Raw genomic sequence first — 12,302 nt, forward strand, 5'->3', positions numbered from 1 at the left:
TGCGCCAATGTGAGGTGTAAGGCGTTTTTTATTCGCGATATTTTTATTTCAACCCCACCCGGTTAACCTCCCCACTTATCCAATAGTAAAAGTACGTCGACATAACAGGCGTTTACCCAAAAAAACGGTTCCTTATTTTTAGTCACACGCAAAATTAAACACTTGGTCGTATTTGAGTTAACGCTTTATAGAGCGTTTAAACAAAGTAAATTACATAGCAAGCAATCACTACCGTGATAGAAAATGGTTTTGAGGCAATAAATATAATGAAAGAACATGATTAGCTTGCTGATAACGATAAACCATCACGTAAAAAAGCAGCGAGCTAAAACGAGAGAGAAAATAACTGGGAATGGAATTGAATAGCGGCTCAGAAAAAGACAGACAAAAACCTCCGCATAGCCGGAAGGTTTTTGTCTGTTGCTAAATAGTTTTTTACACCGGTATAGTTTTTTACACCGGTGAAGCCTGAAGATTATCGTCATCGTCTTCATTAGCGGTAATAATTTTGCGCGTTTCTACACGGGTTCTGGCTCGGTATTTTTTCCACCAAATAATCACACCGGTGATACTCAGCATGGCAATCACCACCCCCATTATGGAAATGAGAATTCGACCAGGTAAGCCCAATATTCGGCCGGAATGCAGGGGAAACTGTGCCTGAACAAACAGATCAGCCGCTGTGCCACGCCAAGGAACCCAATCACCAAGAACACGTCCGTCATGACCATCAAAGAAAATGGCGTTGTGTCCGACACCACCGCTACCGTGCCCCTCCTCCGCTGAAAAGAACTCCACACGATAGATTCCCCACTCGCGGGCATACCACAGGCTACCAACGGGTTTTTGCCAATTTTTATTTTGTGCTTCAATTTCGGCCAGGCCAAGAACATCAGCAAAACTCAATGCCGGAGTAATGGGGTCATGGTGATCATTAGGTTGACGTTCATCCAACGGCGTAGGTGTCACATCCGATACCAGAGACATCACCGGATAAAATATTTCCCGATATAAATTGAGAGAAAAGGCAGTAAATGCAATGGTTAATAAAATCGCCCAAGTCCACAAACCAAATGCACGGTGCAAATCGAAATTTAATTTTGTCGGTCCACCGAACCAACGAATAAGCCATGCAGGCTTCCAGCGTTGCAAATAATGCGTTGCACGTTTAACCGGTGGTACCGCTTTTTTATTTACACGTCGTTGACGCCGAGGCAAAGTCAAACAAAAACTGATGAAACAGTCCAGAATCCAGATAAGAGCAATGACCCCCAACAACCAAATCCCCCAGTGGTCATTGCCATTTATTTCTGGAATGTGTAATGAAAAATGCAACTTATAGAGGAAGGAAACAAATGTTTCTTTTGAGATGGGCCAAATAGCCCCCCACTCTCGCGTGCCTAAAATTTCCCCTGAAACAGGGTCGATAAATACTTGATTAAACCCAGGCTTGAATAACTGTTCCGTATCAGGATTGACTCTCGGCTCCACCCAAAAAGATAACGAGTGCCCTTTTTCAACCACCAACTCAAAGTATATGACTTCTATTTCGGGAAATGTCTGTTCAACCTTTTCCGCCAAAGCAATAAAATTTTTGTTTACCCCCTGGCTACTGACTTTCGTCAAATGGGGATTTAGCCATTCGTCCAGTTCATGATCCCAGGATATTACCGCGCCAGTTAACCCGGTAATAATGAGAAACAACGCGGTGGTCAACCCCATATAACGATGGGCTAAAGTAAAAAAGTGCCGCATGCCTGACTCCTGTTAAACAAAAAAACCCGGATACATCCGGGCAAAAAGCTCTACCTTAACTAAAACTGCCAACCTAAAGAAAGCTGAGCATTACGTGAGGGCGCATAGTAACTCTGCGTCCAATATAAACTGGTGTAATACTTTTCATCGGTTATGTTGTCGATATTCAGTGCAAGCGAAAACTGCGATGCAAACTGGTAGTGAATAAACACATCGGCAACCACAAAACTATCCTGAGTAACACGGACATCAGCTGCCGGCGTGGTATAAATATCACTTTGCCATTTAACGCTGGTTCCCAGTTTCAAACCATCGACACCCGGTACGTTATAACCCGCAGCCACTTTTAATAAATTACGCGGGATAAATGTGCGTACCGAATCACCTTGCTGGTTTTCAATGTCTAAATAGGTGTAACCAACACTCACATTTAAACTATCGGAGACGGCACCAGTGGCATCCAGTTCAAAGCCTTGAGTGCTGTAGTCTTTACCGTCATAGACATTAACACCATTAATTCGGCCAACGTATTCCCCAAGGTTTTCAAGGTTGGATTCAAATAGCGCAAACGAGGCATTTGCTAAACCATCATTCAACTCCAGCTTAAGACCCAGTTCGGCGTTGTTTCCTTCCGTTGGCTTAAATGGCGCAAAGTTTTCGTCAACCCAGGTTTGCGGAACAAATACTTCACTGTAGCTACCATAGAGCGCAAGCGAATTTACGATCTCGTAGGTGAAGCCCAAATAGGGGACAAGTTTATCCGCATCAGTATCGGAATTTTCACCGTAACTCATTCCATGCTGGGTCACGCTCATATGTCGCGCACCAACCAATATGGAAAACGGATCAAGTAAATGTAAACGGCTGGCAAAATAAACGGACTGCTGAATCTGATCAATATCGGCACTGTCCGTATCCGGGTTGTGAGTAGAAAAATCAGGCCGAGGTGTTGTTCCCGCTGCCCAGTCGCTGCCAAGAACCGGATAACCATTTACCGAATCAAAGTAGGAACCTGCTTCTGTGCCAATATCCGCGTAATTCACACCAACAACCAGTTGATGTTGACGCCCGGCAAACGAAAATACCCCGTCCAGGTAAATATCACCAATGCGCTGCTCTTCATCCGCTTTATAACTACTGGCCCAACCGTTTAATCCCAACTCGGTTTCTTTATCCGGTACGCCGTACACGTACATTTGTTCAGCGTCCTGCTCAACATTATTTTGGGTGTAAACCGCATTAAGCGACCAGTTATCTGACAAGCTTTGTTTTAACTCGGCAAATAATTGTGACCGATCAACTTCTCGATACGCCCATTCCGGGGCGGTGCTGGTGGAAACATCGTAATCGGTTGCAGAGCCATCCGTGTAATGCAATGGCAAAGCACCGGAGAAACTACCATCGGTATAGCTTTCATTCCAGCTATACCCCAAAGTAAATACCGTGCTTGACGTCAAATCGGCTTCAATAATACCGTACGCCAGGCTATTGTCTTTTCCATGACGATCGATGTAGGAATCACCATCGTCCTTGGCCACCACAAAACGTGTTCGCAAATTCTCGGCAACAGGCGTGGAAACATCCCCCTCAATACGCCGTTGATTCCATTCACCAACACTCAAACCGGCAGATAAATGCAGCTCGTCTTTGGGACGCTTACGAATATAATTAATTGTGGCAGAAGGGTTTGCCAACCCTGTGATCAAACCTGCTGCACCTTTTACCACTTCAACCTGTTCAAATACCGCAGTATCCTGATGTCCGTGCGCCAAACCAAAAGTGAAAGGCACACCCACGCCGTCATACTGGAAATTAACAATATCAAACCCTCTCGCGGTGTAATACACACGGTCAGTTTCCGTATCCTCAACGGTCACACCGGGCGCATAGTCCAGCAAGGTATTAATATCATTTAACGCAAAATCCTCAATCTGGGCTGGCGAAATAACCGAAATAGTTTGTGGCGTTTCATATATGGATAGATTAAGTTTGGTCGCCGTTTGCGTTTGGCCTGGTTCACCATAAATGTGAACCTCCTCAATCATTGGCGGTTGGATACCGCTTTCCGCATAGGCATGAATCGCGAAAAAAGAAGTCAAACACACTGCTCCCCGGCTAAGTGTGCGTGTGCAAATTGAAATTGTGTTTACCCCAAGAGCCTTCATTATGTGGTCCTAATGCATCAATAGTGTGTGTCTAATCACCGTTTTCGTCAGGATGCACAAGGTATATTACACGAATCTTAATGTCAATCATTCTCATTCTCACGGGAATGGGCCACCCTCTCCTCCAAACGCCCTATGTAGAATAAATCTGACAAAAGCAAGCCACCAAATAAACACACCGATAGAAAGGCTTTTGAGAGGCCGGTAATAATTAATATTCGATTAAAGACAAATAAGGAAAGGAGAATATTTGAAAAAAAGGACTGTTGTTCCCTAACTTTTCTCAGGATTAGAAAAGACACACGCTTAGAAATAAAAAGAGCGAATATCAGTTAATACGGAATCCATCCATACTACTAATATCCGCTTCAAGTAGCGAATCAAAACTTCGGAGAATAGTATTTACTATTAATGGTTATTGCTTATTAACCGCCACAAATATACTTTCGTACTGCAGGGCTAGAGTGACACGCTGAGCCGCCATTAACAGAAGCACAGTAATTACTAACACAATCATCAACGCTGTCAGCAAAACTTGAGGGTGCAACAGCTGCAAGAATGGAAACACTGAGTACTGCCTTTAATATCATTTTTTTCATTTAAGTCACCCAAAATAAATATATTTCATTTCTGAATTAAAAGTTATTTTTGCCTGAAATAATTCATCTTAATTGAAAAAACCACTCCATCTTTTTAATAATTCAGACCCTCTCCCGAAAAAAGGAGCGAAGCAATACTAACGTTAGTTAGCTAAAGCATGGGGAGTCATTTGCGCTCACAAAATCCATTTTCTCTCAATCCCACGTAAAAATAAGGTTAATGTTGCAGTTTTCTGTTCGTTTTTCATATAAATGCAAAAATAAAAGACTAATTAATGCATTTAGCGACAAATAGATCACAATTCAAATTACTTACCTCTATTGGTCAGGCCATGTTCATTGAGTATTTCAAAATCAATAGTAATGAAATTCTTTTCGATCTATCCTGTTCGAGGTTTGTTTATAATTAAAAAATATTTTCAAATGATGCAGAATCCAATTCAGTATTTCCTTGCTCGCCACTATCGATCAATATTACCCGTATCAAACTTTATCAAAAGTATTGAACATGCCCATCCAATCATTTCTCGTCACCAGTTACTTCAAACAACTGATTTAATCGATAGTGATCTAGACGATCAATATGGCTTAATTAGTTTGCTAAATATAAAAAAAATACGTATGAATGCGACTAATGCCGGGTTAGACGCGATAGAAATGGGATCCATTTGGGGAAATACTGATTTATCCAAACTCGGTTTTTTCGGTGACTATATTCGCTCAGCGCCCACTATACGAAAGGCGATACGTTGCTTCTTAGATGTTGCAATACATATTGAATACATGCCATTTTCGATGAAAACGTCTGAGCAAAATGGCGAGTTTTTATTATATTTCCCATTCAAGATGCATGAATCAAACGACTGTCTTAAAACAGCAGAGAGTATTTTCGTAAAAAAATGGTCATCTATTTTTCAACAATTAGGGGTAGATTCCAAAAAAGCTTTGTGTTTTTCAGTCACACATTCAAAACCGGAAAACAAACATCTATACGAAAACACAAATATAGGCAAGGTCAAATACGATCAGAAAAATATGGGCTTTTCCATTCCAATCCAATATCTGGAACGAGAAAACATACAAAAAGATAAAACACAACATATAAAAGCAAAAAAAATTTGTCAGCACTTTAATAGTTTGGCAAAGGGGCGCCATGAAAAAAGTTCAGTCATTCAAAAAGTCTATCACTATATGTTTGATATTCTGTTAACGGACAAGCCACCCAACAGCGTCCATTCAAACATGACTTCGGTATCGAAAAACCTGTACAAATCTGAATCAACCCTGCGCCGGGATTTACTTCAACACAATATAACGTTTAAAGAATGCCTGGATGAAATCAGAGAATTCCTGGCTCAGTCATATTTAAAATATACGCATTTTTCTGTTAAGGAAATTGCATACCGTCTGGAATATAGCGATACAGCGAACTTTCGCAGAGCCTTTAAACGGTGGAACGGTCTTGCCCCTGACGATTTCAGAAAAAAATATTCAATCTACACACGAGACGAGTACTCGATGTAAACCCAAGCAGGCTTTGCACGAATGATCAATAAATATTCTTATTCTCAAACAAGAACAAAATAATTGAAACACTCCCATTAAGCGTTCACAACGGTATAATGCGCGTTTTTCCAGTTTTTGTAAGACAAGGCAAAATTCGTGTTAGAAGCATTACTATTGGCTGTCGCCCTCAGTATGGACGCCTTCGCCGTATCCATTGGTCTGGGTTCAAAACGACAAAAAAGTCCGCTGGCGCTAGGATTAATCGCTGGAGTCTATTTTGGTGTATTCCAGGCCATGATGCCTCTCATCGGTTTTCTCGGAGGCAAGGGAATGCTTGGATGGGTTGAATCCTATGCCCCCTGGTTGGCTTTCTTCCTGCTGCTGCTAATCGGCGGAAAAATGATTTATGAGGCATTTTCAGAGGGAATTGAAGAAGACATCGCCAACATAACCCACCGACTGCTACTTACTCTGGCCATTGCAACCAGCATCGACGCGCTGGCTGCAGGCTTTGCTTTAACGGTGCTTGATGTCAGCCCACTACTTGCCTGCGGAATAATCGGTATCACCACATTTTTATTTAGCGTTTTAGGAGTGTTTATCGGTGTAAAAAGCGGCACCTGGCTGGAGTCTAAAGCCGAAATACTGGGTGGCATCATTCTGATATTGATCGGAATAAAAATTCTGCTTGGCTAATAGCAAACAGGCATCACTGACTTATCAAACAGTCACGCCATGCCCTCTGGTACGAACTTTTTGCGATAGCTGAAATAATTGGCTGATAACACTTTAACTGTCAGCACTCCAGTAAGAGTATGTAACCTGACGGAATCAGTTCAATCAAAATAGAGAGAACGACTGTATAGCGAGTGCAGTTTAAAAAAAGAAACCACCTCCGAAGAGGTGGTTCTTATAGACAGTCAACACAATTAACGAAACGGTAAATTAATTACAGGCGCCGTTATTTGTCCATACTTGCCAAGGCCCTGAGTTTTGCTCTGGGTTTGCCCCCTGGTTCCACCAATTTGCGGTGTACTGCACACCGTTGTACTGAACGGTGTTTCCACCTGTGTATACAGATGCGCTATCCCAAACCGCCAGGCCGCTACAAGTCGCACCGCCGCTAGATGAACTACTGGATGAGCTGCTTGATGATGAACTGGACGAACTACTGGATGAGCTGCTGGAAGAAGACGAGCTACTAGAGGACGTCGAAGATCCACCACAAGCACCTGCGGCTGCGCCATTCCATGCATATTCCCAAGCCCAGCCTACACCTGGTTCGTATGATCCGCCGGCAGAACACCAACCACTTACCGCACACTCATAGTTATTACCTACATTAGAAACCAAATCACCAGTGCTGTAGGTATTACCAGATACATATTGAGGACAATCTCCACCACCACCAGAACTGGAAGAACTACTGGACGATGAGCTACTGCTACTACTGCTTGAGCTGGAAGAACTGCTGCTTGAACTTGACGATGACGAACTGGAACCACCACCAAAATTCACATCGATAGCGTTATAGAACGTGTTTGCTGTATCCGCCACATCCCAAACGGCTAGAATTACGTGGTAACCACTGCGGCTGGGTACGTTACAGTTATGCGTCATGGGTGACGGTGGTTGACCGTTACCTTGCACAACACAGAACGGATTTAAATCGAAGGACGCACGCGAAAGCGGCGAATTTTGATCCCAACCGGATTTAGTGATGTAGTAACGCCAGTCAGCAGTAACGTGCGCTGCGGTAAAGGTCCAAGTGAAAGCATTGGAGCCGGCGCTGATATTGTTTTTAGTCCAACGTGATGAGGACTGGACATCAAGAGGAGGAAACGCTCCACCACCAGAAGCAATTTCACCATCGATTGGTCCGGCACTGGGGAAACCATCGGGTCCTTCCACACTCTGAGGTTCATATTGCACCTGACCACAGTTGGTATTGGCTCCAGTACTACATAAATAAGCCCGCGAACCGGGAGAATTTACATAGCCATGTGCCAGCGCTAATTGAGAAAGAAAAAGGCTGCCGAGAACGGCGACCCAAGCCAAGCCTTTCGGCAGGCTCGATCGAGTATTGCATAGATTCTTCATAGTTATATCCTACATTTAATTGTGGATTAATTATTTTTACTTATTACATCTACTACGTATTTAAAAATACCAACGACAACAGACTGGGAGTCTATGTTGGCAGGGATCCCCTCAACTTTGCAGATAACAAAATCGAGTGAATTTGTGAATACACTATGTTTACTTTTAACGAACACTTAAACCAATCCCTGGTCGGTATTTTTATTATTATTTTTTTGACCGTATATTATTATCAGTTTAATACTACACCCAGCATTAAAAAAACCAATTCATTTAATAGCCAATATTAATCAGGTTTATATCCAGATTCGAAAGCATTTCACACGCTTTACTCGTTAACGAAACAGAATATCCTGCCCAAGACGGTCGACCAATATTTCCCGGTAGTATTCCGCTTTAGCAATTTGCATGGTTTCCATTGGATTGTAGTCGTCAGTAATCAGTCTGCCACCATAACCATTAATGTATATTTCGTGTTTGCGAAGCGTCGTCTGAGCCATAGCATCCTGTTTGGTGCTATGGCTGAGCTCCAAAGCAGTATCAGATGCAAAGAAGATAAAATCATTCCATTCTGCATTGGGTACCGAAACATACGATTTACGGTGTTTAAACTCTTGATCGATTGTGTAGGCTACTGACTGAACCGGATTATCTTTTTGTTTTTTGTTAAACCCCACAAAATTTATCGCCAGAATACCACCTGGCTTTAACATACCCTTCAGCTCAGAAATCATCTCCCGTGAAAGCAAGTGGACGGGTTCCGCACCACCGGTAAAACAATCGTGAACAATAAAATCGTATTTCTTTTTAATTTTTTTTATTTGGTAGCGAGCGTCACCCACTATGGTGTCGCCCGTGGGCTGATAATTAAAAAAATTTTCTGCGGCCTCCACAACCAGCGGGTCGATTTCTATAGCATCGCTGCGAATACCTTCCTCTGCCAAGCTTGTGACCAGGTGGCCACTTCCCAGGCCAACCAACAACAAATCTTTCCCCTCTCGGTTAAACGCGGTAACCAACTTCACAATCTCCTGGTAGCTCAGCATTGGCTGGCGAGTTATCAGGCTTTCAGCACCAATAGTCGAGGCATCCGCAAGCAAATAACGCAGATTTTCATCTTTTTTATCGACTACGCGAACCCAGCCATAGCGACCTTCTTTATCAAAAAGAACCTCATAACCCAAATATTTCTTTTCCGGTTTCAAAACAGAAGCAAATAATGTAGCTAAAGCAAGGACAAAAAACGCCACCGAAGCTTTTAGCGGAATACTTTCAATCTGAGGTAAGTATTTTGATTCATATAGAAATAACAGCAAAGATAATCCGATCAATGTCCCACTGAGAGAAAGAACAATTAATTCCACACCGGCTAAAGGTAATAAATAAAACCCTAACAACAAAGTTCCTACAACGCTTCCCAAGGTACTCATCGCATACACATTGCCAACGGTAGAACCGATCACGTCCAGCCGACGCGTGGCAATTTTGATGACGTAAGGCCCGACCATACCCAGCATAAACAATGGGAAAGTAAATAAGACAAACGCGCTGCCCAGAGCACCCAGACGCAAACCTAATGAATTCATCATTAATTGCACCGGCTCACTTAACCAGGGAATAGCCCCAATCCACACCGCCGCTGCCAAAATAATATGAGACAATCGCAACCACGCAATTCTATCGGCAAACCGTCCACCCCAAAAATAACCCAGTGCGAGCGCCAAAAGCGCAACAGACAATAACGACGACCAAACCACGAGGCTGACTCCGAAAAACGGGCCGATAATACGTGTCCCCATCAGCTCAATCATCATCACAGCTGCACCCGTAATGGATACAGTGAAATAAAACACTATGCGATCAAGTAATGGGATTTCGTTTATTTCTGTTTGAAATTTTGATTTATTTGGCTTAGCCATAAAGCATGCACCTTTCTTATAACATTTATTCTTGTGCTTAAAAAAACCAACCCAATACTACACACAGATGCAATGAACATGAAAGCTTTTTGCGACTACCAGCATGCACTCATTTGAATAAAAAATTCGTCTGTTGTTCAAAAACGTTAGAAGTATGACGTCAATGTCACCCAAGACTACAGATATGACTGTCTTTTAACATACGCGCGCGCAAGCCAGACTGAGACTGACCTGCCTGAAGGCTACGAATGTTTCAGAATTTTTAAAAAAAAGGAAACGCAGAGAAGAGAAAACAAACGCCGTAACCGAAGACTTATTCAGTCAGCCACGCACATTTTTCGCGTTGTAAACTATAAACTGCAACATCAATATCCTGATCGTAAAGCTGATGTCTTTTTTGCAGAACCGCTTCACATAAAAAACCAAGCCGTTCCGGGATCGCCCGGCTTTTATTATTTTTATCCGCACAGCGAATAATAATTTTATGCAAATCGTACTGCTTAAAGCCCATAATAGAAACGGCTTTAACTGCGGTTGTCATAATGCCCTTTCCAGTAAACGCTTCAGCCAGCCAATAGCCTATCATTCCCGTTTGCGTGATTGTGTTAATTTCGTGAAATCCCACAACACCACAAAGAGAATCATTAAAGAAAAGTGCGAAGCTGGCAGCACTTTCTTTTCCCTGTTTGTTTTTTGCCTCCGCAATAAATGTCGCAGTATCTTCAACGGTGTTGACTCTATCCACCCACGGAAGCCACTTACGCAAATAGACACGATTTGAGTCGGTTAAATCAAACAGTATTTGAGCATGCTTTTCCTCAATATACTCAATGGATATTTTTTCTGTTATCTGTTTTTTCATTGTTTTCGCCAAAAAATATTCCTACGAGTATAGAGGTAGGTACCCTGTATTTAACGCTTTCCAGTTGAATATCGACCACCTAAACCCCGCCAAAAAAACCTGGATTTTTGCACTGCGGCACGCACACAAGCCCATGATCAAATAGTCGATTTACGGTATCGCTACGACCGCAGTTACAAGACTAACAACATGCAAGTCAACCGGAGGAAGGCACCGTGTAACGCTGTTCCAACGCCAAATAACGACCAAGCTAGAAGCTCACGTGTCAAAACAGTTTACTTTTTGTACATGCCAAGCATAAATTCAGCTATATTTCAGCAACGATTGCGGTAAATCGCGTCTTCAACGTCCACGGATTAACACATCGAATGTAATAATATAGCGCCAGCTCAATTCTCATTTGCAGTAGATACCAATGGGTATAAACACAAATTCAACGTATAATGTTTTACACAATTTTACATCACGTGAAATCCGCCAAGTGCAATAATGCACCTAAAATATTCAGGTTCTACTCGCGTCAAAAAAACTCCACTTGCGTACCGGGCCTGAATGACAAAAGCGTCATACAGACGCCTAATCACTAACAAATATAAGGATAAACAATGAAAACCGTAGTAGCTTCCCTACTATCTCTTAGCTCTATTTGTGCTTTTGCCAACGATACGGCGGTTGATCCGCTGAAAGCGGAAGCCGAACTGGGCCTGCTTATCACCAACGGGAATACGGAATCAGAATCCATTTACGGCAAACTCAAAGTCAATCAGGATTTGGAAAACTGGAAAAACGAGTACATCCTTAGAAGCTTGTACAAAAAAGACAAAGTCGAAGTTGAAGTGGCTGGCGAAAAAATCAAAGAAGAACAAACCACAGCACACTCAACATTTGCCTCTGTTCAGTCCGACTACAAACTCGATAGTGAACATCGCAGCCTGTTCGTTTTTGCTTCTTATGAAGACGATCGTTTCAGCGGCTTTGATTACCAAAGCACCATCGCTGCCGGTTATTCAGACCGTCTATTCGAAACCGAAAACTCCAACCTAGATTACAGCGTCGGTCCTGGTGTGTCTTTCACTAAAACCAGCATTGTATACGATGATACTGGCGCTGTAGTTGAGGAATCGGAAGAGTACACGACCGGAGTTCTACACGCATCGGCATCGTATCTATACCAAATCTCTGACTCAGCCAAGTTTACTCAGGACGTGCGCACCGATATCGCAGCCGAATCCGATAGAAACTCGAAAGTGATTTCAGAAACAGCGTTGGTTGCCAACATCAATAAATCCTTCGCAATGAAAGCCAGTTACACAGTGAACTACAACTCTAAAGCGCCAGACGACAAGCGTCACACAGATTCTCGCACTGCGCTTACTCTAGTTTTCACTATGTAATT

At 42.7% G+C, this 12,302-nt stretch carries 9 protein-coding genes; 3 read left to right on the plus strand and 6 right to left on the minus strand.

Annotated features, from left to right (window positions below; all coding sequences use genetic code 11):
• Positions 1-453: 453 nt before the first annotated feature.
• The 3 genes from P5V12_RS15020 to P5V12_RS15030 form a co-directional block, all read right to left on the minus strand.
• Positions 454-1,755: a PepSY-associated TM helix domain-containing protein gene (locus P5V12_RS15020; RefSeq protein ID WP_316953898.1), complete on the minus strand. Its 1,302-nt coding sequence runs from the start codon at positions 1,753-1,755 to the stop codon at positions 454-456.
• A 59-nt stretch (positions 1,756-1,814) separates the two neighbouring features.
• A complete protein-coding gene (locus P5V12_RS15025; RefSeq protein ID WP_316953899.1) occupies positions 1,815-3,854 on the minus strand; it encodes a TonB-dependent siderophore receptor in 2,040 nt (679 codons plus the stop codon).
• A 491-nt stretch (positions 3,855-4,345) separates the two neighbouring features.
• The gene (locus P5V12_RS15030; RefSeq protein ID WP_316953900.1) at positions 4,346-4,519 is read right to left on the minus strand and encodes a hypothetical protein; all 174 of its coding nucleotides are present in this window, start codon (positions 4,517-4,519) and stop codon (positions 4,346-4,348) included.
• 423 nt (positions 4,520-4,942) lie between these two features.
• Here P5V12_RS15030 and P5V12_RS15035 point away from each other — a divergent pair, with 423 nt between their 5' ends.
• Positions 4,943-6,043, plus strand: coding sequence for a helix-turn-helix transcriptional regulator (locus tag P5V12_RS15035; RefSeq protein ID WP_316953901.1), 1,101 nt, complete (start codon positions 4,943-4,945; stop codon positions 6,041-6,043).
• Positions 6,044-6,181: 138 nt separating this feature from the next.
• A complete protein-coding gene (locus tag P5V12_RS15040; protein ID WP_316953902.1) occupies positions 6,182-6,721 on the plus strand; it encodes a manganese efflux pump MntP family protein in 540 nt (179 codons plus the stop codon).
• Positions 6,722-6,970: 249 nt separating this feature from the next.
• On the opposite strand, the gene P5V12_RS15045 is transcribed toward P5V12_RS15040, so the two are convergent.
• The 3 genes from P5V12_RS15045 to P5V12_RS15055 form a co-directional block, all read right to left on the minus strand.
• The gene (locus P5V12_RS15045; RefSeq protein WP_316953903.1) at positions 6,971-8,125 is read right to left on the minus strand and encodes a lytic polysaccharide monooxygenase; all 1,155 of its coding nucleotides are present in this window, start codon (positions 8,123-8,125) and stop codon (positions 6,971-6,973) included.
• 335 nt (positions 8,126-8,460) lie between these two features.
• Positions 8,461-10,044, minus strand: coding sequence for a fused MFS/spermidine synthase (locus P5V12_RS15050; protein ID WP_316953904.1), 1,584 nt, complete (start codon positions 10,042-10,044; stop codon positions 8,461-8,463).
• 313 nt (positions 10,045-10,357) lie between these two features.
• A complete protein-coding gene (locus tag P5V12_RS15055; protein ID WP_316953905.1) occupies positions 10,358-10,906 on the minus strand; it encodes a GNAT family protein in 549 nt (182 codons plus the stop codon).
• A 605-nt stretch (positions 10,907-11,511) separates the two neighbouring features.
• Between P5V12_RS15055 and P5V12_RS15060 the strand changes: the two genes are divergently transcribed.
• The gene (locus P5V12_RS15060; RefSeq protein WP_316953906.1) at positions 11,512-12,300 is read left to right on the plus strand and encodes a DUF481 domain-containing protein; all 789 of its coding nucleotides are present in this window, start codon (positions 11,512-11,514) and stop codon (positions 12,298-12,300) included.
• Positions 12,301-12,302: the final 2 nt, after the last annotated feature.

Source organism: Teredinibacter sp. KSP-S5-2, from assembly GCF_032773895.1.
Taxonomy (GTDB): Bacteria; Pseudomonadota; Gammaproteobacteria; order Pseudomonadales; family Cellvibrionaceae.